General features: G+C 54.9%; 20 protein-coding genes and 1 pseudogene. 10 read left to right on the plus strand and 11 right to left on the minus strand.

All coding sequences use genetic code 11. The features are described 5' to 3' along the window. Positions 1 to 4 precede the first annotated feature (4 nt). Together QMO62_RS13610 and QMO62_RS13615 are read left to right on the plus strand one after the other, a co-directional pair. Complete coding sequence (locus QMO62_RS13610; RefSeq protein WP_284641628.1) at positions 5 to 1,318, plus strand: dicarboxylate/amino acid:cation symporter; 1,314 nt, start codon at positions 5 to 7, stop codon at positions 1,316 to 1,318. A 125-nt stretch (positions 1,319 to 1,443) separates the two neighbouring features. Continuing rightward, complete coding sequence (locus tag QMO62_RS13615) at positions 1,444 to 1,737, plus strand: Rieske (2Fe-2S) protein (RefSeq protein ID WP_284641630.1); 294 nt, start codon at positions 1,444 to 1,446, stop codon at positions 1,735 to 1,737. Between the two features lie 112 nt (positions 1,738 to 1,849). Here QMO62_RS13615 and QMO62_RS13620 read toward each other — a convergent pair whose 3' ends face one another. Further along, positions 1,850 to 3,391, minus strand: coding sequence for an ATP-binding protein (locus QMO62_RS13620; RefSeq protein WP_284641632.1), 1,542 nt, complete (start codon positions 3,389 to 3,391; stop codon positions 1,850 to 1,852). After that, positions 3,363 to 3,767, minus strand: coding sequence for an ATP-binding protein (locus QMO62_RS13625; RefSeq protein WP_284641634.1), 405 nt, complete (start codon positions 3,765 to 3,767; stop codon positions 3,363 to 3,365). Before QMO62_RS13625 ends, QMO62_RS13620 begins: the two co-directional genes overlap by 29 nt. Before the next feature lie 112 nt (positions 3,768 to 3,879). On the opposite strand from QMO62_RS13625, the gene QMO62_RS13630 reads away from it, so the two are divergent. The 5 genes from QMO62_RS13630 (at position 3,880) to QMO62_RS13650 (ending at position 9,688) form a co-directional block, all read left to right on the plus strand. Beyond that, complete coding sequence (locus QMO62_RS13630; RefSeq protein ID WP_284641636.1) at positions 3,880 to 4,623, plus strand: ABC transporter ATP-binding protein; 744 nt, start codon at positions 3,880 to 3,882, stop codon at positions 4,621 to 4,623. Further along, a complete protein-coding gene (locus tag QMO62_RS13635; RefSeq protein ID WP_284641637.1) occupies positions 4,620 to 5,810 on the plus strand; it encodes an ABC transporter permease in 1,191 nt (396 codons plus the stop codon). The genes QMO62_RS13630 and QMO62_RS13635 overlap by 4 nt, the downstream gene beginning before the upstream one ends. 154 nt (positions 5,811 to 5,964) lie before the next feature. Further along, the gene (locus QMO62_RS13640) at positions 5,965 to 7,047 is read left to right on the plus strand and encodes an endospore germination permease (protein WP_284641639.1); all 1,083 of its coding nucleotides are present in this window, start codon (positions 5,965 to 5,967) and stop codon (positions 7,045 to 7,047) included. Continuing rightward, entirely contained in the window at positions 7,044 to 8,519 is a 1,476-nt protein-coding gene (locus QMO62_RS13645; RefSeq protein ID WP_284641641.1) for a spore germination protein, read from the plus strand. The genes QMO62_RS13640 and QMO62_RS13645 overlap by 4 nt, the downstream gene beginning before the upstream one ends. Next, complete coding sequence (locus QMO62_RS13650) at positions 8,516 to 9,688, plus strand: Ger(x)C family spore germination protein (protein WP_284641643.1); 1,173 nt, start codon at positions 8,516 to 8,518, stop codon at positions 9,686 to 9,688. The genes QMO62_RS13645 and QMO62_RS13650 overlap by 4 nt, the downstream gene beginning before the upstream one ends. Before the next feature lie 65 nt (positions 9,689 to 9,753). Here QMO62_RS13650 and QMO62_RS13655 read toward each other — a convergent pair whose 3' ends face one another. Beyond that, positions 9,754 to 10,767, minus strand: coding sequence for a Gfo/Idh/MocA family protein (locus tag QMO62_RS13655; RefSeq protein ID WP_284641645.1), 1,014 nt, complete (start codon positions 10,765 to 10,767; stop codon positions 9,754 to 9,756). A 162-nt stretch (positions 10,768 to 10,929) separates the two neighbouring features. On the opposite strand from QMO62_RS13655, the gene QMO62_RS13660 reads away from it, so the two are divergent. Beyond that, positions 10,930 to 11,766: a helix-turn-helix domain-containing protein gene (locus QMO62_RS13660; protein WP_284641647.1), complete on the plus strand. Its 837-nt coding sequence runs from the start codon at positions 10,930 to 10,932 to the stop codon at positions 11,764 to 11,766. 109 nt (positions 11,767 to 11,875) lie between these two features. After that, the gene (locus QMO62_RS13665) at positions 11,876 to 12,388 is read left to right on the plus strand and encodes a hypothetical protein (protein WP_284641648.1); all 513 of its coding nucleotides are present in this window, start codon (positions 11,876 to 11,878) and stop codon (positions 12,386 to 12,388) included. Here QMO62_RS13665 and QMO62_RS13670 read toward each other — a convergent pair. Further along, entirely contained in the window at positions 12,385 to 12,786 is a 402-nt protein-coding gene (locus tag QMO62_RS13670; RefSeq protein WP_284641651.1) for a thiol-disulfide oxidoreductase DCC family protein, read from the minus strand. The genes QMO62_RS13665 and QMO62_RS13670 overlap by 4 nt on opposite strands. Positions 12,787 to 12,968: 182 nt before the next feature. Between QMO62_RS13670 and QMO62_RS13675 the strand changes: the two genes are divergently transcribed. Then, a complete protein-coding gene (locus QMO62_RS13675) occupies positions 12,969 to 15,092 on the plus strand; it encodes an AMP-binding protein (protein ID WP_284641652.1) in 2,124 nt (707 codons plus the stop codon). 72 nt (positions 15,093 to 15,164) lie between these two features. Here the strand turns inward: QMO62_RS13675 and QMO62_RS13680 are convergent, their stop codons facing one another. From QMO62_RS13680 to QMO62_RS13710, 7 genes and pseudogenes are all read right to left on the minus strand, one after another. After that, a complete protein-coding gene (locus tag QMO62_RS13680) occupies positions 15,165 to 18,827 on the minus strand; it encodes an S-layer homology domain-containing protein (RefSeq protein WP_284641653.1) in 3,663 nt (1,220 codons plus the stop codon). Then, entirely contained in the window at positions 18,818 to 19,237 is a 420-nt protein-coding gene (locus QMO62_RS13685; protein WP_284641655.1) for a hypothetical protein, read from the minus strand. The genes QMO62_RS13680 and QMO62_RS13685 overlap by 10 nt, the downstream gene beginning before the upstream one ends. Positions 19,238 to 19,432: 195 nt before the next feature. Then, positions 19,433 to 21,160 (minus strand): annotated as a pseudogene (gene thrS, locus QMO62_RS13690) (threonine--tRNA ligase); the annotation flags it as partial. Between the two features lie 624 nt (positions 21,161 to 21,784). Next, on the minus strand, positions 21,785 to 22,345 hold the full coding sequence (locus QMO62_RS13695; protein ID WP_284641657.1) for a GNAT family N-acetyltransferase: 561 nt from the start codon (positions 22,343 to 22,345) through the stop codon (positions 21,785 to 21,787). After that, complete coding sequence (locus QMO62_RS13700) at positions 22,342 to 22,755, minus strand: HIT family protein (RefSeq protein ID WP_284641659.1); 414 nt, start codon at positions 22,753 to 22,755, stop codon at positions 22,342 to 22,344. The genes QMO62_RS13695 and QMO62_RS13700 overlap by 4 nt, the downstream gene beginning before the upstream one ends. Positions 22,756 to 22,996: 241 nt before the next feature. Next, positions 22,997 to 23,470 (minus strand): GNAT family N-acetyltransferase, encoded by a 474-nt coding sequence (locus QMO62_RS13705; RefSeq protein WP_284641661.1) that lies wholly within the window; start codon positions 23,468 to 23,470, stop codon positions 22,997 to 22,999. 18 nt (positions 23,471 to 23,488) lie between these two features. Beyond that, positions 23,489 to 24,577, minus strand: coding sequence for a serine hydrolase domain-containing protein (locus QMO62_RS13710; RefSeq protein ID WP_284641663.1), 1,089 nt, complete (start codon positions 24,575 to 24,577; stop codon positions 23,489 to 23,491). Between the last annotated feature and the right edge of the window lie 121 nt (positions 24,578 to 24,698).

Consider the following 24,698-nt stretch of genomic DNA (forward strand, 5'->3'; position numbering starts at 1 on the left):
CCAGGTGAGAATCAACCTGAAAAATTTGACTGTGCAGGTGCTCATCGCCATCGCGATCGGTATTTTGGTCGGACAGTTTTTCCCCGCCTTCGGTGTGGAATTGAAGGTACTAGGCGACATATTTATTAAGCTGATCAAAATGGTCATCGCCCCCATCGTCTTCTTCACGATTGTCATCGGGTTCGCCGGTATGGGCGACATGAAGAAAATCGGGCGCATCGGCGGCAAAGCGCTGCTGTATTTCGAGATCATCACCACCTTCGCCATGGCGATCGGCATCGCCGTTGTGATGATCGTGCAGCCGGGCGCCGGTATCGACACGAGCAAGGTCGGCGCCAAGGCGGCCGATGTAGCGAAATATACGAAACAGGCGGCAGAATCTCCTCACGGCTTTATGGACTTCCTGATGAGTATCATTCCGGATAACGCTATCGCCGCTCTATCCAAGGGAGAAATGCTTCCGGTGCTGTTCTTCTCCGTCATGTTCGGTCTCGCTCTTTCCATGCTGGGTCCGAAAGGGAAGCCGGTTACCGAATTTTTTGAGAAGCTCAATGAAGTGTTCTTTAAGCTGGTTGGCATTATCATGCGTTTCTCTCCGTTCGCGGCGGGCGGCGCGATGGCTTACACGATCGGGAAATTCGGTCTCGGGTCTCTGTTCTCACTCGGCAAAATGATGGCAGCCACCTACCTTACCATGTTCCTCTTTATCGTGCTGATCCTCGGTACGGTTGCGAAAATCTATAAGTTTAACCTGTTCAACCTGCTGCGCTTCATCAAGGATGAGATCCTGCTCGTGCTCGGTACGTCCTCTTCGGAATCCGCCCTGCCGCGCTTGATGGAACGCCTTGAGAAATACGGCTGCTCCAAATCCGTGGTCGGCCTGGTCGTACCGACCGGCTACTCGTTTAACCTGGACGGTACCTCCATCTACTTGTCGATGGCCGCTCTTTTCATCGCTCAGGCATACGGCATTGAGCTGACGTGGATTCAAATTCTTACCGTGCTCGGCATTCTGATGCTTACCTCCAAGGGTGCCGCCGGCGTCACCGGCTCCGGGTTCATTACCTTGGCTGCGACGCTGACGGCCATCCCGGGAACACCGATTCCGGTGGAAGGCATGGCCCTCCTGCTCGGCGTAGACCGCTTCATGTCCGAGGCACGCGCGATTACGAACCTGATAGGCAACAGCGTGGCTACCGTGGTCATCGCCAAAAGCGAGAAACAGTTCACCGGCCTGCAGCCGGAAGCGGCAATGCCGGTCACGGATGCTGCTTATGTCAACGAAGGCCGCACAGCCATGACGCCATCCGTAGAATAACAAAAATCCGAAGACCCGGCAGCCTCCTGCCCGGGTCTTCTGCTGTGTTTGGTCCTCTCGACAGGACATGATATGATGAAGCTAAAGCAGTATACTCTTCTCCTGTAAGGGGGCACAGCGGGCATATGGCCGAAACTCGTATTGGAGCTGTAACGGATTTCACTTCATTCCCTGCCGAAGTGAGTCTGGACAATCAAGCCTATTATTTAGTAAAGGATGGGGCCGATTACCGTCTCTTCTCCCGCCGCTGTCCTCATGCCGGGGCACGGGTGGAGGCCGCGGACGATTGCTTCGAATGCCCGGTGCACGGCTGGACGTTCGACCTAGAGACCGGCGCTTGTGAGAATGTGCCTTCGACAAGCTTAAAGAGCCTTTCCGTTATAGAGCGGGAGGGAGCATTATTCGCAGCCATCGGATAGGCTGCCTTCGGATAGCAGTCCGCCGAGCAGCGGGCTGCTTGCTTTTTCAATCCACAAAAAAGCCGTCCGACCGAAACCCGAAGGTATCAATCGAACGGCGTTTCCCTTACGCTTACACTTCCACTTTCATCCCATACTCCTCCAAGGCTTGCTCCAGGCTCCCCTTGGTCTCAACCTTGTCGGCGAACGTAATCCCCATATTGATCATCGTATTGGCAATTTCCGCCCGAACGCCCGTGACGACCGCCCGGCAGCCCATCATGGAAATCCCGTCGATGATACGGAACAAGTGCGTTACTACGGCCGTATCCATATATGCGACACCGGACAGGTCGATGATCAGCTTGCGGATCTTCGTTGTACCGATTTGGGCCAGCACCTTTTCCTGAATTTTCTTCGCCCGAAACGTATCGATCGTCCCGACCAGGGCAAGAATCGACACGGTAGGAGCCAGCGGAATCAACGGCACGGACAAATCATCGATCATTTCGCGGTGAGCTTGCAGTATATCCTCTTTAAACTGGGTGTAAGACATAAAAAAATGACGGAGGAAGGAATCAAGCGATACATTGATCCGTCGCTCCTGGCGGTAAAACTCTTCCCGGTCGGCAGGCTTGCCGCATTGCAAATCGTAATGGTACAGGAAATCCCACAATACCTTGCGAAACACCTGAAGCCATTCCAGCTTGAGGGCCAGTGTCAGCGAATGGCGAGCCCACAGCTTTCCCTCGTCCTTGGCAAACTGCACCAGCTCGTGCTCATGCCTTCCCAGCAGAAGGCCCACCAGCTTATGCGCATTGTCAATCAGATTGATACTGCTTTTGTTATTGATCTCATCGAGCTTCCCCCTGACATTGACCGCCTCACGCAACAGGTATTCGTCGAACTTGTCCTGATTCACCGTAAAATAATCTCTTAGCGACTGGTTCTCCATGTAAGTCAATTCCATCTCTGTCACTCCCCACTCCGCCCCGCTCACGATCGGAAAAACAATCTGAAACTCCGTCCCTTGTCCAAGTCGGCTGCGAACTTGAATTGTTGCCTGATGTTGGTATATGGTAGAGAAGACTTGGGCGAGTCCCATGCCTGTCCCTTGTTCTTTGGTTGTAAAAAAAGGCGTCCCGATCAGCTCCAGCTTGTCCTCCGGGATGCCTTGCCCGGTATCGCGGATCAGTACATGGATTTTCCCGTCGCGCATAGCATGCTCTATGGTGATAACACCACGGTCCGGAATGGCTTCGAATGCATTTTTCAGTAAATTAAAGAAGGCCTTCTTCAGCTGATTCTTCTTACCGTAGATCGGCTGATCGCCGTCGTGCAGTTCTTTCTTAATCGTTACCCGGTAAATCTGATCTTGAAACAGCTGGAGCATAGATTCCAGCTCCACACACAGAAAAATCTCTTGCGTCGGTTCATCATCTAAATCCGGTTTCGACACCTGAAGTAAATTTTGCAGCGTAGTGATGGCATTCTCCAGCTCCCCCTGTGCAATATCGAGATACGGGTGGGGAGACTGCTGCTGAAGCAGCTGGAGGAAGCCCTTCACCGCCGTAAGCGGATTGCGTACCTCATGAGCGATGCCGGCAGCCACTTGCCCTACCGATACGAGCCTGGATAGATGACTGTCATGTTGATGTTCTTCTTCGATTTCCATTGATCCGTTTCGCAGCATGAATGATGGTTCCTTTCGTAGAGGATTCCAGAGTGAATTCGTCCATAAGCCGCTTAGCCCCCGCGAGTCCGAGACCTAATCCGCTGGCCGAACGGTACCGACCCTGCAAGATTTCCTCCGGATTCGATATGCCTGAACCGGTATCCGTGAAGGTAAGCTGGAGCTTGTCCTCGGTCAATTCACAGCGAAGGGTCCCGTTGGCACCGCCATGCTGAATGATGTTGCGTGCTAGCTCAAGTACGGTAACCGAAACGCTCTGCTTCTCGCTTTCGTTAAAGGGTACGTCCCTCATAAGGAAGCGCACGCAATGGAGCGCATAATAAATATCATCCTCGGTTCGGATATCTACTAGGATCATCCTGATTCACCTGGGTTCATTGTTCTGTTATATATACATAACCCATTTTGATTGGCATGGCAACACCAATTTGGGGAATGATTTGAAATTATCCTCCGGAAGGAGATTCCTAATGAAGAAGCTTCTGCAATTGAATCGGGTCACGGGAGGCTACAGCCTGCAGCGCCCGGTACTGCACGACATTTCATTCGAGGTCGGCGCGGGCCAAATGATCGGACTGATCGGTCTGAACGGAGCCGGCAAAAGCACGACCATCAAGCACATCCTCGGCCTGATGCGGCCGCATAGCGGAGACATTCGTCTCAAGGAGCGGCTCCTGGAGGAGGGCATCGGAGAGTATCGCCGCACCTATGCTTACGTACCCGAGAACCCGCTGCTGTATGAGGAGCTGACCGTAGCGGAGCATTTGGAGCTATCGGCCATGGCTTACGGCCTTGAGCCTTCCGTCGCCGCCGTACGCGCCGAAGAGCTGCTGGAGCGCTTCCAGATGACGCCTCACCGCAAGCAGCTGCCCGGCCACCTGTCGAAAGGAATGAAGCAAAAGGTCATGATCATGAGCGCCTTTCTGGTGAAGCCGGAGCTGTATATCATCGACGAACCGTTCTTGGGGCTCGACCCGCTCGGCATTCGCTCGCTTCTCGAGCTGATGGTGCAGGTGAAAGACGAAGGGGCTGCTATTCTGATCAGCTCCCATATCCTTACGACCATTGAGCGGTATTGCGACGGCTTCCTCGTGCTTCATCAGGGGCGGCTCATCGCGCGCGGAGGGATGGAGGAGCTTCGCCAAACAGCCGGAGACGGGATGGAGAATGCGCCGCTTGATGATGTCTTCTTCCGGCTGGTGACTGGCTCATGAATCCATTGAAGCTTTGGCATCATCGATCTTCTCTTTTCATGCGGGAGATCCTTCCTTACTTAAAATATGCGCTGCAAAGCCTGTCTTTTTCCTCCATCCTGCTCATTGTCCTGTCATCCTACGTGTATGACCAGCTCCTGGGGAGCATCCCGCCGCAGTTTCCTACGCTGCTGACGGCCTCTCTTCTTATGCTGCCGGTGCTGGCTGTCACCCCGATTAGGACCTACCTGCAGAAACCGGACATCATCTTCCTGCTGCCGCGTGAGGCGGAGCTCGCCGATTACTTCCGTGCTGCCCAGCGGAAGGCGTTCTGGCTGCAGTCTCTCGCAACAGCTGCCGGCTGGCTCATCGTATGGCGCCTGATCCGGATGTCGGATGCCGACATCAAGAGCTATTTTCTCCTCGGATTGCTGTTGCTGATCGTGCTCAAAAAAGTGCTGCTTCACGGCAAATGGCTTGAGCTTCATGCGTCAGAGCCGCGCATCAGAAGGATCCTGGGCGCCGTCCGATGGATCACGGCGGGCCTGCTGACCTACGGTCTGCTGAAGCTTCCCCATCTGTGGGGCGTGCTGACCGTTGCCGGGGGCTCCGCCGTCTATTTACTGGCGGTCTCTTCCCTGGTCCGCGGAGAACGGCGACTGCCATGGATGAATCTGATTGAGCTTGAACGCCACCATCGGGCCGTGCTTTACCGGCTGCTCAATTTATTTATCGACGTCCCTTCCGTGCAGGGACGCGCCAGACGGCGTCCTGTGCCGCGCCGCCTGCCTGAGTGGCTCGGATTTCGGCCGAATCGGGCCTATCTTTACCTGTATGTGCTTGTATTTCTTCGGTCGGAATCGTTCGGCATTCTTCTGAGGCTGACGATTCTCGGCGCTGTGCTGGCAGCGTGTAGCGGCGGAGGCGTCCTCGGTTATGTTCTCTGGGGCTTCTTCGCGTTCATCACCGCAGTTCAGCTGGGGGAGCTGCAGCGCCAGTATCTTCATTCCGAACGCTCTTACTTGTACCCGCTCCCGGAGGAGCAGAAGCTGAGCTCGGCCAGAACGGTTCGGTTCCTCCTGCACAGCGTGACTCTTCTGATCCTGTCCGCAGTTCTGGGAGCTGCCTCGGGATTATGGGGCAGCACCGCTGTCCTGCTAATGGCCGCTGTGGCCGCATCCTGGCTTTACCATCGTTTTCGCAAGTGAATACTTGCCATTCGCAGCAGCTTCCCCGTGAAGCTGCTGTTTTCCATTTCCACCAGAAGAAACCATACCTGGTTCCAAGAACTTCCTACATATTAGAAACCATTTATGGAAAATTTATCGAGGTATACAGTTGTTCATCGGGAGGAGATTCGTCATGTCAGACTTTATGTCGCGGCCACAGCTTATCTTTCTTATGCTGCTTTCCTTGGGCATTACGAATCACGTTCTCATTATTCCTCATTTGATCAGCAGCGCAGGACGGGACTCATGGGTCAGCGTGCTGTTCGCTTACCCGGCGCTATTACTATGGAGCTTGGCCCTGTATCATATTTGCTCCTCCGTAAAGAATGCATCTCTTCTCGATTGGCTCAGATGCCGTATCGGCAAGACCGGCAGTCTGCTGATCATCGGAACACTATTGGTCTTCGTCATCTTTATGGGGGCTATGATTGTGTATGATACGACCAAAAGCTTGTCCATCTATATTCTTCCGAGAACACCCAATCCCATTATTGTCCTCTCCTTCGTGACGATTGTCTTTCTTGCCGCTAGAGCAGGATTGAGAACGATCGTCTACATGTCGACCGTGCTGCTGCCCATCGTATGGCTTTTGGGCTTCATGGTCGCCTATATGACGTCCGAACATAAAGATTACAGCATGTTGCTTCCCATGTTCTCCGAAGGAATCTCCCCAACCCTGCGGGGCCTCGAGGTAGTATTCGGGGGCAGCATGGATTTGCTTTTATTGCTGCTGTTACTTCCCAAGCTAAATAAGCCGCTTCGTTACAGCACCTTGTTCTGGATACTGACACTGCTTGTCGGTCTGGTCATGGGACCTACCATGGGAGCCATCGCCGCATTCGGTCCGGACCTAGCCGGTCAGATGAGGTTTCCCGCCTTCGAGCTGTGGAGGCTTGTCATGATCGGAAGATATATCTCCCACATTGATTTCCTGGCGGTATTTCAGATGCTTGCCGGCAGCGTGATCCGCAGCGCGCTTTGCATGTATCTGGCAGCTGAGCTTACGGGGAAGCTGTTTACTCATTACCGGCACTCGGTACTATTTGGGGTTTCGGCTCTGTTCTCCGCGATGCCTTTACTTCATCTTAGCGACATCACATTTCAACGGATCGTTCACGATTATTTTTACAGGTACTCGGTGATCTTGGGAATAATCGCCGTCATAGGTCTGCTGGTGATCCGCTGCATTCCGAACCGGGAAGGAGCTCCGCTATGAACTTATCGCCAGAGGAAGCAGCCTTTTACGATAAGTGGAATCAGGAACTTAGCAGCGGCAGGATCACCCCCGATCAGCTAAAGACGTTCTTTGCGTCTTATTCGGACATACAATTTCCGACGGCTCCGCCTTCGGTCTGCGTAACGCCGTTAACCATCCTTTACTGCGACGGGATGATCGATAAGGTTCAGCTGAATGAATATATGACCAACGTTTGTCAGTATATCGGCCGTTCCGTAAGTCAGCAAAAGGCAGCTCCAGAGAATACTGCCGCACTGCCTCCCATTGAAGTCGTTTCGTCCTTCGCCGCGATGCTGGATAAGCTGTTTACGGGCTGCCTTATTATTTTCATGGAAGGAAGCAGCTGGTTCTGGAGTGTGCAGCTGGCCAAAATTCCTCAGCGGACGCTGGAGGAATCGAATACCGAAATTTCCATCAAGGGCCCTAAGGACGCTTTCACTGAAGAACTCTCTACCAACCTCTCGCTGATTCGGAAACGATTGCCTACCGGACTTCTTCTCAGTGAAGGCTTTACCGTGGGGAGCATAAGCAAAACCAAAATCGCTTTACTATATTTGCAGCATAAAGCCGATCCGAAGATGCTTGCCAAGGTGAGGAAGCGTTTGATAACTTTCCAAACGGAGTGCATCGTCGGCAGCGGGCAGCTTGAGCAGTGGCTGTCGGACCGCACCTTCTCGGTCTTTCCCTTAATGGATTACATCGGAAGGCCGGATTTTGTAATAGAAACCTTGCTTCGCGGAAGATTCGCCCTTATCGTGGACGGGTCGCCTATGGTGTTGATCGGGCCCAGCAACTTTCTGGAGTTGTTAAAAACACCGGAGGATGCGCATTTCCCTTATTTCTTCGTTATTTTCCAACGTGCCGTCCGATTGATAGGCTTCTCTCTAAGCATCCTGCTGCCTGGCTTTTATCTGGCGATTTCCAGCGTGAATCTGGACCAAATTCCGATTCAGCTCATCGCAACGGTCGTCCTTTCGCGCGAGGGCGTGCCTTTGCCCCTGGCGTTCGAGGCCTTCCTGCTGTTGTTCTTGTTCGAGCTGCTCAAAGAGGCCGGGCTGCGGCTGCCGAGGGCGGTCGGGCAAACGATCGGCATTGTAGGCGGATTGATCATCGGAGATGCGCTAATTCGAGCGGGACTTGCTTCCCCTACCCTGCTTGTCGTCATGGCCATCTCCGCCGTCTCCTCATTCACCCTGGTCAATCAGTCCCTCTCCGGAACGGTGAGTCTTCTAAGGGTTCTAATCATGATCCCTTCGGCGCTGCTTGGCGTGTACGGCTTCTTCATCGCACAGCTGGGCATTCTCATTTATTTGTGTCAGCTGGAAACGTTCGGACTGCCCTATATGGAGCCCGTCTCCTCCTTGCGCTTCAAGGAGTGGCTTGCGGCATTTCTGTATAATCCCTTTCGGCGGAAGAACTTCACAGCACCTATGTTAAAAAGAAAAAGGTGATTCCACTGCAACGGTTCCTTTTATTGCTCTCTCTTTTGGTTGGTATTTGGGGGGCTGCAGGGTGCAGCAGCGATATCAAGGAAATTGACCGGATGAACTACGCTATTGCAATAGGCGCCGACTTCAAGGAGGGGAAGCATTATGCCTACGTGCAGTTTCTTGACTTGTCTTCGGTGGCCAAAACAACCGAAGCAAGCAGGAAGAGCTCTACGACTTATGTAACCCAAGGACAAGGAAGCACCTTTGAACAAGCACTCTTTACCATCTATCAAACGGCCCAAGAGAGAACGATCTGGTCGCACGTAACCTCCATCGTCTTCAGTGAAGCCGCCTTGAAGCAAAGCCTCAGTAACGTCTATGAAAGCATCAGCCGCTATTCCGAATTCCGCTTCACCCCTTGGGTTTACGGAACGACAGAACCGATCAAAGAAATTATGTCCATAGGAGGACTATACGGGCAATCACCGCTGAGTACGCTCCTGCACGAGCCCAACAGCCTGTATACTCAGACGTCTCTGGTTCGTCCCGTCAGGCTCCATGAGTTTGTTCGAGCGATAACGGAGCCCGGCTACACGGCCTGCATCCCTACCCTTGCGATCAATAGCAAGCAGTTAAAGGAAAACCGCGAGCCATTGCCTTTGTTGTCCATCGAAGGGGCCATGTTCCTAAAGCAGGGAAAGCTGCAAAGCCATGTTCCCGTCTCCAAGCTGCAAGGCCTTCGCTGGGTGCAGCGTGGAACCGAGCGCGCGGCCATTTCAGTACCGAATGTACCCCATCCGTCCGTTGAGCTTGTTGTGGAGCGTCCCTCAGCGCACTTCAAGCTGAGAACGGAAGACGGTAAGGCACAAGTGGACGCCGAGATACGGGCCACCGGCTATATGACCAGTATGACGAGCAGTGATCTCGCTAACCTGGCCGACCTGACCAGGGAATCGGAGAAAACCATAAGGGATGAAATTATGGAAGTGTACAAGCTGGGGCGAGAGCAGCATACCGATATTCTGAATCTGGAGCATGAATTATTTAAAAAAAATGCCCCGCTCTGGCGTTCCCTGGCTGCTTCCGCCCCCCCTCCGTTGAAGGAGATTTCCCTTCACGATGTAAATGTTTCCGTCAATATCACACATTCCGGCACATCAAAGAATGAAAGGATCAACAGCCTGCCTTAGGCTTTTCCAAGCAGAGCAAAAAAGCGGCGCCCCCCGACAAGGAAAGAGGCGTCGCTTTATAGTTATCAATACAAGATCTTCTGCCCGCTTCGGGAGGATTCGTAGATGTCCATGACGAGACGGAAGCCTTTGTAGCCCTCCGGGCCGTCCAGCCAAAACTTCCTGCCTTCGGCGATGTGCTCGTAGAAATCCTCGATTTGGACTTTATGGCTTACGCCCCAGTAGGATTTAACTCCAAGATCATTCACCACAGGCTCGCAGAGCTGGGTTTGCTTGCCGTCCTGCTCCAGGTATAGGTAATCTCCCCGCTGATACAGCGTACCCCGCTCGAATACGACCTCGATCTCTACGGGCGAGTTCTTGATATAAGCGTTCGTTGCGTAAAATACCGCCTTCGCTCCATTCTTGAAAGCAATATAGGCATGCGCCGAGTCCTCTACCTCAATGACGCCTTCCAGCGAATCATTGGAAATCGAGCCCTTCACATACTCGATATCTCCCCCAAGCCACTGCAGCAGATCAAGCGTATGGATCGATTGATTGATGAGCGCGCCGCCGCCTTCCGTTTCCCACTTGCCCTTCCACTCCGACTGATAGTAGGCTGCCGTTCTGCTCCAGGCCACCAGCCCCTTCATCCCGAGCAGCCTGCCGAGCTCACCGGAGTCAACGTAATCTTTCATTTTCTGGGCGGATGGATTATATCGGTTTTGGAAAATAACGCCAAGCTGCACGTTCGGATACTGCTTGGCCGCCTCCAGCATACGCCGGGCTGCCGCGTCGTTCTCCGCCATCGGCTTCTCTGTAAGCACATGCTTGCCGGCCTTCAGCACGTCAACAGCCATTGGCGAGTGCTGGTAATGCGCCGTACAAATATGCACGATATCAACGTCCTCGCGCTTCAGCATTTCGTGATAATCGCTATAGTAATCGCAGCCGTATTCCTCTGCCGCCCGTTGGGCCAGCTCCAGGTTCGTGTCGACAACCGCTTTCAGTTCTCCGAGCTTAGATCCCGACACCGCTTTCAAATGAACGCCCGAGATGGCGCCGCAGCCAATGATAGCAATCCCCAGCTTTTTCACGTTTTCACCCAGCTTCCGAAAAATGTAGTAGTCGAGTGACCTTCCCTACGTAAGAAGGCTCTCGCTTGTCTTTTCATCTTGCCGTATAATTAGAGCAGATTCCTTGCATCAATTGCTTAGTTTCTTGCTTTTTTTGACTTCTTATCCGGGAGGAGACGCACCATGCATTTCCGCATTCAGAATCAGTATTTTCATTACAGCCATCGCCGCACGGAGCAGCCTCCCCGGATGGATTTCCATCTTCATGATTCTTACGAATTGTATTTCTTCCTGTCCGGCGACGTTCATTATTTAATAGAAAAGAAGGTATACCCGCTTCGCTACGGCGACCTGCTTATTATGAATAACCGCGAGCTGCACAAAGCGACCTTCCGCTCCAACGCCACTTACGAGAACATCGTTGTGCACTTTGATCCTGCGGTCTCGGAGGCGCTGACAGGGCTGTCCGATTTCCCACTGCTCGATTGTTATGTCAACCGTCCTCAGGGAGAGTCCAATCTCATACGGCTGAGTCATCAGCAGTTAGAGGAGGCTCAGGCTATTTTTCACAAGATCGAACAGCTGTCTCCGGAGTCTCAGAGCGAATCGGGCTTGCTGCTGACCGCTTATATGATCGAGCTGCTCGTCCTTATTAACCGCTGCTTTCACTCGGACAAGTCCTCGCAGGATACAGTCCCTACCGATGTCCATGAGAAGCTGAGTCCCGTGCTCGATTATATCGATTCCCACCTTGATGAGGATCTTTCACTCGAGACGCTGGAGCGCCACTTTTATATGAACCGCTATTACTTGAGCCGACTCTTCCGCCGAAGCACCGGAAGTACGGTCCATGAGTACATCGTCCTGAAGCGCATCGCCCGGGCCAAGAAGCTTCTTCAAGAGGGCAGCAACGTGACGGATGCCTGCCAGCAGTCCGGATTCAACGATTACTCCAACTTTATCCGCATGTTCAAGCGTTTTGTCGGCGTCCCGCCGGGACAATACCGGAAGCAGCGGTGATCTGCATCACATGCGGATGCTCCCAGCCTAAATTGTTTATCACAGCTTATTCACATATTGACGATCCAACGGTCCCGATGTATGATTTTCTGGTGTTTGTTTTCGAACAATGACCGATTGGAAAGGATCAAGTGAAATGGACTCCAAGACCATAACGATTTCATTGTATCTGTTGCTCATTTACTGGCTCTCCTTGCACTTTGAAGTGCTGAAGCCATTATTTTATCCTACGCTCGGAGCCTTCTCGTACTTATTCGTCAGCCGGACGTACGCCCTCAAGGATCTGCTCAAGCTCGTGATGGGCGCAGGCATCGCTTCGTTCATGGGCTGCCTCTTATACCGTTCGGATATCGGCATTCTCGGCTTTCTGGCCACAGCCCTGCTGACCATTCATCTCCTGCGCCGGTACCATCTCCAGGCGCCTCCGATTATGGCGGTCGCCCTGATCCCGTTCTTCGCCAACCCTGCGTCGGTCTGGGTATTTCCAGTGTCGGTCGTCGTCTCCCTGATCGGTCTCATCGGCTTCCTGCTGGCGGTGGAGAGCCTGAGCCTCGCTCTGGTACGCTACCGCTTCCGATTGCTTCGCGCCCGCGTACGGCAGCAAAGGGCCGCCAGGCTCTAACGATCGAGGAAGCGGCCCCTTTCTCCGGGCTTCGGCAGCCGGCACGCATCGGCCTTGCCGAACCACCGGTAGCGGTTATTCGCAATTACGTGATATATCCCGTCACGAAGAAGCCTCGGTACGATGACCAATCCGTAGAGCAGCCGCCAGCCGCCGTTTAAGCGCCGCGCCACACGCAGTGCCGCCGTGGACCTCGTATACACACGCCCCGATTCCAGAAGGACGAAGGTTTTCATGTCCGCTTCATCGTAACCATGCTCCCGCAGAAGTTCGCCCCCAATCTCCGATTGCATCGCCGCGAATTGAAACCGCCCTTGCGGATCGCGCGGGATGATGAACTGGACCGCTTTATCGCACAAACCGCATTCCCCGTCATAGAACACAACGAGTTCTCCCACTCTAGGCCTGCTATCCCGTTGCATGCTTCCCACCGCCCCTTCCGTTTTTTCCTATTGTACACCGTCCTGCCCGAATTAGGGTACTACTTCAATTTAGTACTCTTTTTTATATGCGAACCGCGCTACAATAACAGTAGTTCTCATATCTTAGTAACGATACGGTTCTGAGGAGCGGATTCGATATGTCCTTCTTATTTCTTGTACTGCGCAGCCTGCTGAGACGTTTGTTCCGCTTACGCATTAGCGGGATCGAGAAGCTGGAGCTCGGCCATCCGGCTCTGCTGATGCCGAACCACGTATCGCTGCTTGACGGCGTGCTGCTCCTCCTGTTCCTGCCGAAGGGGGCTGCCTTCGTCATCAATACCGGCTGGGCGCGGAGACTGGCTCCGTTCATGAAGCATTTTCCCCATATTGCCGTTGACCCGATGAACCCCTACAGCGTTCGTTCCATGATCCGTACGGTACAAAGCGGCGTCCCGCTGGTGCTGTTCCCGGAAGGCCGCGTGACCTTAACCGGCGGTTTGATGAAGGTGTATGCCGGAGTGGGCTATGTTGCCATGAAGACCGGCGCGAAGCTGTATCCCATCGCTATCAACGGAGCGGAACAAAGCAGGCTTTCTTATATAACCGATAAAATCAGAACGGTGTGGTTCCCCCGGATTGCCATCGAGATCGGGGAGCCGTTTCAGCTTGAATCCAGGCCGGGCCTTCCCATGAAGCTCCAGAAGGAACGCGCGGCGGATGATATTCTCCGCGCTCTGCAGCGGCAGCTTTTGAGTGCCCGGCTCAAGCCGCAGGTCCAGCTGTTCGACGAGCTGCTCGAGCAAGCGTCGCGCAGCGGCTTCCGGCTGCAGGTGCTGGAGGACGTTTCGCTTGCGCTCACCTACAGGAAGCTGCTGATCGCCGCCTATGTATTTGCCGCCAAGCTTCGTCCCCTGCTGCTCGGGCAGCAAACCGCCGGCGTACTGCTGCCGAACGCCGCCGGCTCGGTTATCGCCTTGTTTGCGCTGCTGCGTCTCGGCAAGACCCCCGCCATGCTGAACTTTTCCGCCGGTCCGCAGAACCTGCTGGATGCCTGTGAAACGGCTTCCGTCCAAACGGTGCTGACCTCCCGGCAGTTCGTCGAGAAGGCGAAGCTGACCCCCGTGATCGAAGCGTTATCGGCCAAGGTTCGGATCGTGTATATGGAGGACATCCGCAGCCTTGTCAGCCGGACCGACCAGCTGGGCGGGCTCATGCAGCTCCTGCTTCGACGCCGGGCGGAGCCCGGGCCTCGCGAGGTGATTTTGTTCACCTCCGGCAGTGAAAGCAAGCCGAAGGGAGTTGTGCTCTCCCATTCGAATCTGTATGCCAATATTCAGCAGGCGCGTTCGGTGTTTGATTTCACGGCCAAGGATAAAGTGTTCAACGCCATGCCGATGTTCCATTCGTTCGGCCTCATGGCGGGAACGCTGCTGCCGCTGCTGACCGGCGTCCGTGTGTTCATGTACCCGAGCCCCTTGCACTACCGGGTCGTTCCCGAGGTGGTATATGACCGAAGCGCAACCATCCTGTTCGGCACCTCCACCTTCTTGGCCGGATACGGACGCGCAGCCCATCCGTACGACTTTTACTCCGTACGGTATGTCGTTGCCGGTGCTGAGAAGCTGAAGGATGAAGTGATTGAGCTGTGGTCTGCCAAGTTCGGCATCCGCATCTTCGAAGGCTACGGCACGACGGAAACCGCACCTGTGCTGACGATCAATTCCCCTTTGGCATATCGCCGGGGGACGGTGGGACGCTTCCTGCCGGGCGTTGAGTATGAGCTGAAGCCGGTTGAAGGAATTGAAGGGGCGGGCAATCTGCTGGTCCGGGGACCGAACCTTATGAAGGGCTATCTGATTCATGGGCAGGGCTTCGTCCCTTGCCCGGAGTGGTATGACTGCGGGGACGTCGTCAGTGTCGACGAAGAGGGCTATGTGTCCATTCGGGCACGGCTGAAACGGTTCGCCAAGGTCGGCGGGGAGATGGTATCGCTGCAGCTCCTCGAGGAATTAGCCGAGAGATCCGCTCCCGGAGGTGCAGTGGCGGCGGTTTCGATCGCTGACGGCCGCAAGGGCGAGCGGATCGTCCTGTTCGCCGCCGGCTCCGGGGTCACCCTGACCGGCCTGAAGAGTTATTTGGCCAGCCACGGCTTCTCGCCGCTATTGCTTCCCGGGCAGGTGCGTGTCGTTGACAAGCTCCCGCTTCTGGGAAGCGGAAAGACCGACTATGTTACGCTGAAGAATTGGGCTGAGATACCGGAGGAAAAACCATCCTCCGCGTAAAGACCGAATGAAAAGAGAGGCAATCCTCGGCGTGGATACCCACTCCATGGATTGCCTCTTTCGCAAGGAAATTTATTGTTCTTCCAGCCTGTGCAGAACCCGTAGAAGAATGGCTGCCGCCTCGGCTCGGGTACCCGATGCCAAAGGCAATATTCTCCCCTCCTCGTCACCGCCAGCCAGACCTGCCAGAGCCGCTTTGGCAAGCAGGTCCTCCGCCCAGTCGCTGATTTGCTCCGTATCGCTCCATGCCTCCAGCTGCCGCTTCCGGTCAGCCTCCGTCAAGTCTACGGAACGCTTCCTCTCCGCTGCTCTTACCGCAAGGGCAAACATCTCCTGCCGTGAGATTTCCTCCCCCGGGCGGAAATTCCCCTCCTCCGACCCTTGGATTAGTCCTTCCCGGTAGCCGTAACCGATCTCCCGGTAAAACCAATCCTCCGCTGTAACATCCTTGAACGGCACTTCCGCCGCTTCCTCCCGAGACATCAGCATGCGGACCAGCATCGCCGCAAACTCTGCCCGCGTCACGGTCTGATTCGGCCGAAACTCGTTATTCTCGTAGCCGGAGACATAGCCCTTGGCCGCAAGCTCTTCGATCGTCTGCTTCGCCCAATGTGACGAAATATCCGAGAAGCTGAGACCGGACTTCAGCCAAGCGTAGTCTCCCGGCTCCCGAAGAATTGGGGATTGTTGATACACCCATGTTTTAATTCCGTGATCATATTTATATAAGTACGCTCCGTTGCTTCCGTCTGCAGGCCGGAATGACGCTTCCAGCTGGCCCCGAATCGACAGCTGCGGGCCTGCCGCTGTGAAGCCTGCCGGCGGCGGAAGCAGCCCGGCAGCCAGCTTCACGCGAAGGAGCACCTTGTCTTCCTTGACGGGAAGCGTGACCTGAACCCGTTCCTCCCCCTGCTGCAGCACCAGCCGGATCTTACGCCGGGTCAATTCTTGTGCCAGCTCTTTACTTGCTTCCACATCGGATAAGTCACTTCCGAGCGGCAGGACAAGCTCCTTCGCCTCAGTATGCTTATTCAAGGCTTCCAGGATTTTGTCCGCGAGCAAGGTGATCGTTGTAGATTCGCCCGACTCTCGAACCTCCATCCCCTTGCCATTCTCCAAGAGCAGCCTTCCCTCTTTATAATCGATCTCGGCGGCCGCTATGAACCCTCCTCCTCCGCCTGCAAAGACCGGACCCGTTACGCGAGGCGGGGGCGGGGGAGGCGGAGGAATGGGTGTCGGAGGAATATAAGACGGCGTATGTTCATAGAGAACCGCCTTCGTATCATAGTCCCAGAACGGATACCGTGTCCGGGTCCCCGCTTCGCTCACAAGCGTGATCCGCACACCGTCACCTACGGTCATCCCGGGAAGCGGCACCTCTGCACGCTGCCCCTTTACCGCTTCCAGCCGAAGCTTCTTCTGCTCGGGGATTTGTGCCGGTACGATTGTTTTCGGCTGACTTGCACTCGACCAGAAAAGACTGACCGTATCCAGCCCGCTGTCCACTGGATGCTCGTTATAATACGTCAGCTCAAACGAATAGGCGGTTCCTGCCGTAAGCGGCGCGGTACCCGTTCCTTTGCTACCGTTAGGGAGCAGCTCTTGTCCGTCCAGCTTCAGGCTGAAATTGTTGCGGTCTACGGCAAAGGCGGAGAATGTGTATTCTTCCGTAAATTCCGGCACAATCACACCGGTCCATCGCCAGGAGCCCGGCTGAGTCCCCAGCTTATAGCTGATCGCTTCGACCTCTTTATCCCCTTTGCGGTGCTGGAAGCGGGGATCGGTGAAGCTCTCCTCGCGGAAACGGCCGCCGGACCTTACGGGATAATCGCCGTAGGTGATATAGACGATCCCCGTCACGCTGGGTGTGAACGATAGGCTGGCACCGCCCTGCGTCTTCTCCAGCAGGGGAACTTCGATCACGGGTCCCTCCACGGCTTCTTCAATCAGCAGAAAGCGCGGATAATCCACCGAATCGAGCTTCACCGTAATACTGTTCTTATCAGCCCGGACCGTTTCGACTGGAATGCGCTCCTTGGTGAGCGGATCCATCGCGGAGACCTTGGCGCCTGTACCGTAAATATTGTTCAAGGTAAACTCGAAGGTCTGCGGAGGCATGCGGTAGCGCTGAGGATCCAGCAAATCCTTAGTCGGGTCCCAGGCATGCGCGGCGTTTCGGGTGACCACGTAATAACCAATGGCGAAGGTTCCGGTATCCAGCTGATAAGGAAGAATGGCAAAATCATCCCGATGATAACGGCTCGGATGCTGCAAGCTTCCATCGCCTTCATAGACATAACGCGGCTCATATTCGATCAGCTCCGTTACCTGCAGCGGCCTCGGAGAATCGACGCGCTTGCCGCTCCGCATCAGATCGGATACTTCTTTAAGACCTTGCAGCTGCAAGCCGGCCTTTGCCCGAACGGCTTCGTTCAGCACGTACTTATTTTTGCGGAGCTCCTCATAGAAGGCCTCCGGCAAGATCCCAAAGCCGACATCCTCGCTTTTGATGGCATAGGCGTTGATCGTATGAACGCCCTTGTGTGCATAAAAGGTAAACATGCGCAGAAGCGACTTCGCCCCGATTTGCTGCATAAGGCGAAGAAAGCGGGGATCCTTCGTATCCACCCCCTGATCCTTCAGCATCTCGGAGAAGCCGTTACGTGAATAGTTCGTCTCCGTGTTCCAGAGCTGGGCAATTCGGCCGCCTCCGGGACTTGAATAGCGGTAATGGTCGGGATACAGCCCCGGGAAGGGCTGCAGATCGCGAATCATCATCTCGGTTTGGTAGGGAAAGGACCATTCCTCCGGCAGTGCGGCAACGTGCGGAGGTATATAATAGCTGCCGGGAACGGAATGATCCTTATCGAGAACCTTCGTCCCGTCCATCCCCCCCAGCGCGTTCAAATACAATTTGGTCGATTCTTTGAAATCCGACGCCGACTCCGGCGTAATCAGAGATTTGACCTTATCGTATCCGGAGTAATAATGCCGGCTAAATCCCGCCTCATCCACCCCCATGGTACTGCCGTTATCGAACGGACGCTGATTGGAGAAGCCGCTGACGACGTTTACGCCGGGCAGCTTGTTCTCCGGATTTTTCACGTAATCGGCAGTCAGCGGCAGCAGCATTTCGTGGCCCTCCACCGTCTTCCCGTCCTTGGTAAAGCTGATGGGCTTGCGGAATTCCGGCTTCGGATCATAATAATGCTCGATACCGAGATAATGATAGCCAAAGGTGTACTCATTATAAATTTCCAGGTCAAAACCTGCGTCAACTTCGTTATTCTGAGTGCCCAGCTCTTCCTTGGCTACCTCTGTGACGGTTTTCACATAGCGGAGCCAGCCGTTCACCGTCTCCATCGCAGCCGGATTCGGCGTCCCGTCCTTATATTCCAAGCCCGAGAAAGGCTGATACTTCAGCTTAATGAGCACTACCTCCCCCGCAGGCACATCCTGAGGCAAAGGGGCGGAAAGCGTGCATCGGCCTGTGGCGGCATCGATATCGGTAATGATCGGGGACATAGCCGGCCGGCCGCCTCCCAGCTGAAAGCCCGTATACTTCGGACGAATGCTCGAAGCATCCTTCACATAAATTTCTCTTGCGCCTTTCGATGCCGGCCTTGTCAGCTCCACCTTTGCATCCGTATTCGGGTTCGGCATGCCGGAATTCAGGTTGAGCAGAATGATCGGCCGAATGTGATGGCGCTTCAGCGCTCCCAGCATTAGGCGCATGCTCTCCCGGTTGTATTCCCGAAATTTCGAATCATCGTAGTATCCAGGTTGTCCCAGCCGATCTCGATCCTCGCGGAACGAACGCCCGCCTCCTGCAGCAGCGTTGCGGTTGCCTCCGCCTCGTCGCGCTCCATGTTATAGTTCACTCCGAGCGCTTCCAGGAACCGGCTTCCGTCCCAAGTATCCATATAGCTTCGCCATGGCGCATGGAAGAAGGAACGATATCCGTAGGGAACCTCCTGCTCCCGCTGGCTGACATACGGACCGCTTAGCGCCGCTTTTGCCGTTCCATCGCGCTCGCCTACCTTGCCCAGCTTTTCCTCTGTGGATGCGAAGACGCTGCCGACCGGCCATGACGTGACCGCAAGGAGCAGCGATAAGGCCGTCATCCACCTTGACTTCGATTTCATGTTTTCCCTCCGAACGAATATAGTTTCTATGTCTGAATGCGAGCTTCACCCTTCCTTGCCTGCCAATCCTTCTCTTCACCTCCATAAAAAGGCAGACATCATAGTATAGACGCTAGATTGATACAATATGTTTCTTATTTTGACAAAAAAATGTACCATTCTAATAGAATGATACATTTTGGATTTGTTATTCGATTAGCTTCGGCTGCGAATTTGCTCTATTACCCTTCTTATAAAATCGCCGACATCCATAGCTGCGGCATCGGCTTCCCCGTATTTTCGCACCGAAGCCTGCTTTCGCTCCTGCTCGCGGTCTCCCACAACGAGGATATACGGGATCTTGTCTTTCTGGGCTTCGCGGATTTTGTAGCCCAGCTTTTCGCTGCGGGCATCCAGCTCCACCCGGACTCCGGCCTGCAGCAGCTCCTCCTGCACCTCCCTGGCGTACTCGCCGTTGTTCTCGGATACCGGAATGAGCTTCACCTGAACCGGTGCAAGCCATGTCGGGAAAGCCCCGGCATAATGCTCGATCAGAATGGCCAGGAAGCGGTCGATCGAGCCGTAGACAGCCCGGTGAATGACGATGGGATGCGCCTTCCGGTTATCTTCATCCACATAAGAAAGCTCGAACTTGAGCGGCATTTGGAAATCAAGCTGAACCGTTGCGCATTGATGGCTACGCTGAAGCGCGTCCCGGATATGAAAATCAATCTTCGGCCCGTAGAACGCACCGTCGCCGGGGTTCAGCTTGTAGTCGATGCCAAGCTCCTCCAGTACTTGACGGAGAGCCCCCTCCGCCTGCTCCCACAGCGCATCGTCACCGAGCGACTTCTCAGGTCTAGTCGACAGCTCGACCGCATAGGAGAAGCCGAACACCGCATACATCCGATCTATCAGCTGAATGACCTTCTTGATCTCCTCTCCTACTTGACTTGGTATCACGAAGAGGTGCGCGTCATCCTGACAGAAGGTGCGGACGCGCAGCATGCCGTTTAACGCTCCGCTGAATTCATGGCGATGCACCTGCCCGAATTCGGCCATCCGGATCGGAAGCTCCCGGTAGGAGCGCAGCCGATTTTTGAAGATCAGCATGTGTCCGGGACAATTCATCGGCTTGAGCGCGAAGCTGCGATCGTCCACCTCCGTGAAATACATATTCTCGTGATAATGCTCCCAGTGCCCCGATTCCTCCCATAGCCTTTGGTTCATCATCAGCGGTGTCCGCACCTCATCGTATCCGTACTGCCGCTGCAGCTCTCTCGAGAAGCTCTCCAGCTCGTTTCGCACAATTTGCCCCTTCGGCAAATAGAACGGCATTCCCGGCGCTTCCTCCGAGAACATGAACAGCTCCAGCTGCTTGCCGAGCTTCCGGTGGTCTCTCTGCTGCGCCTCCTCCAGGAAATGCAGGTGCGCATCCAGCTCGGCTTGCCCGGCAAAGGCCGTCCCGTAGATTCGCTTCAGCATCTTGTTGCTGCTGTCCCCGCGCCAGTACGCCCCTGCCAGGCTGAGCAGCTTGAAGGCTTGCAGATCCCACGTCGAGCTTACGTGAGGCCCTCGGCATAGATCTACGAATTCCCCCTGCTCATACAGGGATACCTCTTCGCCGGCCGGAATGTCCTCCAGCAGCTCCAGCTTCAAACCGTCTCCCAGCTCCGCGAACAGCCGCGCCGCTTCCGCCCTTTCTACGACCCGCCGACGTATCGGATGATTCTCCCGGGCGATCTGCCTCATAGCCTCTTCTATGCGCGGGAGGTCGTCCGCGGACACGGCCGCCGAAGTATCGAAATCGTAGTAAAATCCATTCTCGATCGCCGGACCGATGCCCAATTGTACGTCCGGGTATAAGCGCCTCAGCGCTTGCGCCAGCAAATGAGCGGCGCTGTGCCGCAGGATAGACATATCATTTATCGAATTCATGTGTACTCACTCCATATGTTTAAAATGAACAGCAAAAAGCGCACGTCCTCCCGGAAAGGGACGAGTGCGCTCGTGGTTCCACCCTACTTCGATCCGCCCTGGCTTGCATGACCGGCGAATCCTCATCAGCTCTGTAACGGGAGCACCCGGCAGACTATACTCTCATGACATATCACGATTTCCAGCCTGCAGCTGCAAGGGGGTAAAGTCCTCAGGATCGCCGGAGGGAATTTCAGCTCGGGTTCCCTCTCTCTGTGCGGCATCGCATAAGGCTTCATGTCCTTGGTCAACGCTTGATGATTATTGTTCCGTATATAAAAAACACACTCCATCCCGCAAAGGGACGAGCGCGCTCGTGGTTCCACCCTAATTCAATCCGCACGTGCTTGACCGCTATGCGAATCCTCATCAGTCTCTGTAACGGGAGTGCCCGGCGAACTATACTCTCATGGGTACCTCATGATTTCCAGCACGCAGCTACAAGGGGGTAAAGTCCTCAAGATCGCCGAAGGGGCTTGCAGCGCCAGGTCCCCTCTCTCTGTACAGCGTCAGTAAGGCTTCATGTCCTTGATCGAAGCTTTTGATTGTTCACGATTATATCGAGGGGACGAGGCGGTTGTCAAGCACAAATCATCGCAGCTTGTTTAGGGCGTTGTATTCGCGGTCCAGTATGCTCATGATAACGTCCGTTTCATAACACCCGTCGATGAACGCCCCTTCTCGCTCTACTCCCTCCACGACAAAGCCGCACTTTTCGTAGCAAGCTCTCGCCCGTCGATTATATTCCAAAACACGCAGATCCACTCTATGCAGCCTCAGCTTCTCGAAGGCATACTGTAGAATGAGTTCCGTTACTTCTGTGCCGATCCCCTTGCCCCAGCAGGAAGTATCCAGAATGCTGATTGAGTATCTCGCACGATGGTCTGCAGCCTGCTGCCGAAGTCCCGCCTTGCCGATAAAACGTCCCTCATATTCGATACACCATTTGTGCTCGGCTGAACGGATGTTCTCGAAGTAGGCAACGGCGGCTTCATGTGTGTTCATCAAGGGATGTCTGCTGTCACGTCCAAGCATTCTCATGAGCTCGCTGCCACAGTCATAAGAGACATAATCGACGAGGTCTCGGGGAGTCGGTTTCCTCAGCAGAACACGTTTTCCGCGGATGCTGTTCGCGGTCATGTTAGTGTTCAAGGCGATACCTCTTGTACAGCGGCAGTCATGGCGCGGCAGGTTTCCTTCAGCCTGTCCGCAGCATCGTTTACCGGCTCCAGCCACCCGAACCCATCCTCCTTGTACCTGGGGAACACATGCATATGATAATGACCGAGGTCATTAAACCGCCCGCCATTTTGCATCACGGTGATGCCATCCGGCTCATAAAGTCGCTTTAACGCCTTACTTACAACGATCGACGCTTGATAGACCGATTGAACGGTCTGCTCGTCGAGCTCCTCCAAGTCCAGGTAGTGCCTTTTGGGCAGGATTAACGTATGTCCTTCGTTTAACGGAGCGATGTCCAATAAACAAGTTATATGTTCATCCTCGTAGATGATCTGTGCCTCGATGGTCCGGTTTGCTAACCGGCAGCCGAAACATTCCATAATTCTTCGGACCTCCTGTTGGGTGGATTCACGGTGGCGAAAACAACACTCCCTGCAGCTTTTGCAACGAAACCGCTCAAAACAAGCCCATCAAGCCGCCTCTATTGCACAGTATGCAACGTAAATCCGGCCGATCGACCTTACACCAGTCTAAATCCTTGTTTTGATTGCGATCCTGCAGCACAGACATCATGCAGCAGCATGAAAAAGAAAACCTAGCCACAGCCAGGTTTTCTCCGCATTACTTCCGCAGCATTCCCCTATAGATCCCAGGGGTGGAGCCTTCAATCACCGTAGCGCCGACAATACGGCTGTAGTACTCCTTAGGTCCGGCGCTTCCGATCACCGCGTAGGCGTAGCCGGACAGCTTCATCGCCTGCAGGCAGGCCAACAGCAGCCCTTTGCCCGCACCCTGCTTGCGCGCGTCGGAGGCTACGCCGGTGGGTCCGAAGAAGTTACGGCACGTAGCGTCATAACAGCCGAAGCCGATCAGCGCTCCATCCTTCACCGCAATGTAGCAGGACACCGGCTGATTCGCGAACGCCGCCTCGCACTCGCTTGCCCACGCCTCGTTGAAGTGCTCGCGAACCCAAGCCACGACAACATGCTTCTCCGGCGCAATCGCGCGGCGAATATCGACCCCTTGCTCCGCCAGCTCCGCAAGGACTGGCTCCACTGCCGGAAGCTCGTACAGCTTAACTAACATATCGGACATGACCGTCCACTTCCTTCCCTATTGTTGTTCAAGACACGCCGCGACGGCGTTATGGAAGCAATCCCGCAGCCTCACGACAGACACTCCGCGCCCGTAATGCACACGATTCGTCAGCAGCACCACGCTAAGCTCCCGGTCCGGATCGATATACAAGCTTGTTCCCGTGAATCCGGTATGACCGTAGCATCGCTCGGACAGCAGGTCTCCCGACGCATCCCAGTAATCCCCCTTGAGAGACCAGCCGAGTCCGCGCCGGCCTCCCGGAAGACCGTGCGTCCAGGAACGGGTTGCCGCCTGTACCGTAGCCTCGGAAAACAGCCTCCTGCCGTTCACCGAACCGCCCCCTGCCCATAGGTCGGCATAACGCGACAGGTCATGAGCCGTCGAGAACAGCCCTGCATGTCCGCACACGCCTCCCATTGCCCTGGCATTCTCGTCGTGAACTACGCCCCAAAGCGGAGCCCCAGTCTGGTCATCCCACTCCGTCGCCGCTATCCGTCCCCTGAACTCCACTGGAGGTACAAACATCGTATCGCTCATCCCCAGCGGCTCGTAAACATATCTTCGAGCCGCCGCATCGAGCGGCATGCCGAACCGTGACGCTGCCAGCTGCCCCAGCACGATATAGCCAAGGTCGCTGTATTCAATGCGCTCTCCGGGCTTAGCTGCCAACTCCTGCTCGTACACATGCGCCAGGATCTGCTCGGCCGACCAGCCGTGGGAGTGCAGATTCACATGGGACCGCAAGCCCGACGTATGGGTCAGCAGCTGCCGAATCGTGACCTCCTCCTTCCCGTTGCCTCCGAATTCCGCCAAATGGTAAGCAACGGGATCCTTCAAGCGAAGCTCGCCCTGCTCCAGCAGTATCAGGATAAGCGGCAGCGTGCTTGCGGTCTTGGTGAGGGAAGCCGTATCGTAGATTGTCCCGAGCGTCGCCGGAATCTTGGTCTCCTCCGTATCCACAGCCCGTCCCGCAACATGGAAATATTTACGTCCCGCCAAGCTGACGACGGCGACCGCTCCCGGCGTCACCTTGCGCTTCGTTTCTCGGTCAAGCAAACGGAAGGCGGCGGCAAGCCTTTCCTCATTCATCACCAATAAGCTCATCCCCTAGTTCCCCCATCGCAGCGCAATAATCCAATCGTATTTCCCTGCCGATTGCCGGTCTTTCCCTAGATCTTTATTTCTATCCTCTGGTCAAATATTCCTGCTAATACTAAAAAAGACC

This window comes from Paenibacillus silviterrae, assembly GCF_030167925.1.
GTDB classification, from domain to species: Bacteria; Bacillota; Bacilli; order Paenibacillales; family NBRC-103111; genus Paenibacillus_G; species Paenibacillus_G silviterrae.

Excerpts from the sequence above, each read along its gene's own strand:
- QMO62_RS13615 (WP_284641630.1), top strand. The coding sequence starts at position 1,444 with ATGGCCGAAACTCGTATTGGAGCTGTAACGGATTTCACTTCATTCCCT.
- QMO62_RS13620 (WP_284641632.1), bottom strand. The coding sequence starts at position 3,391 with ATGGAAATCGAAGAAGAACATCAACATGACAGTCATCTATCCAGGCTC.
- QMO62_RS13625 (WP_284641634.1), bottom strand. The coding sequence starts at position 3,767 with ATGATCCTAGTAGATATCCGAACCGAGGATGATATTTATTATGCGCTC.
- QMO62_RS13630 (WP_284641636.1), top strand. The coding sequence starts at position 3,880 with ATGAAGAAGCTTCTGCAATTGAATCGGGTCACGGGAGGCTACAGCCTG.
- QMO62_RS13635 (WP_284641637.1), top strand. The coding sequence starts at position 4,620 with ATGAATCCATTGAAGCTTTGGCATCATCGATCTTCTCTTTTCATGCGG.
- QMO62_RS13640 (WP_284641639.1), top strand. The coding sequence starts at position 5,965 with ATGTCAGACTTTATGTCGCGGCCACAGCTTATCTTTCTTATGCTGCTT.
- QMO62_RS13645 (WP_284641641.1), top strand. The coding sequence starts at position 7,044 with ATGAACTTATCGCCAGAGGAAGCAGCCTTTTACGATAAGTGGAATCAG.
- QMO62_RS13660 (WP_284641647.1), top strand. The coding sequence starts at position 10,930 with ATGCATTTCCGCATTCAGAATCAGTATTTTCATTACAGCCATCGCCGC.
- QMO62_RS13665 (WP_284641648.1), top strand. The coding sequence starts at position 11,876 with ATGACCGATTGGAAAGGATCAAGTGAAATGGACTCCAAGACCATAACG.
- QMO62_RS13675 (WP_284641652.1), top strand. The coding sequence starts at position 12,969 with ATGTCCTTCTTATTTCTTGTACTGCGCAGCCTGCTGAGACGTTTGTTC.
- QMO62_RS13680 (WP_284641653.1), bottom strand. The coding sequence starts at position 18,827 with ATGCGCCTAATGCTGGGAGCGCTGAAGCGCCATCACATTCGGCCGATC.
- QMO62_RS13685 (WP_284641655.1), bottom strand. The coding sequence starts at position 19,237 with ATGAAATCGAAGTCAAGGTGGATGACGGCCTTATCGCTGCTCCTTGCG.
- QMO62_RS13700 (WP_284641659.1), bottom strand. The coding sequence starts at position 22,755 with ATGGAATGTTTCGGCTGCCGGTTAGCAAACCGGACCATCGAGGCACAG.
- QMO62_RS13705 (WP_284641661.1), bottom strand. The coding sequence starts at position 23,470 with ATGTCCGATATGTTAGTTAAGCTGTACGAGCTTCCGGCAGTGGAGCCA.
- QMO62_RS13710 (WP_284641663.1), bottom strand. The coding sequence starts at position 24,577 with ATGAGCTTATTGGTGATGAATGAGGAAAGGCTTGCCGCCGCCTTCCGT.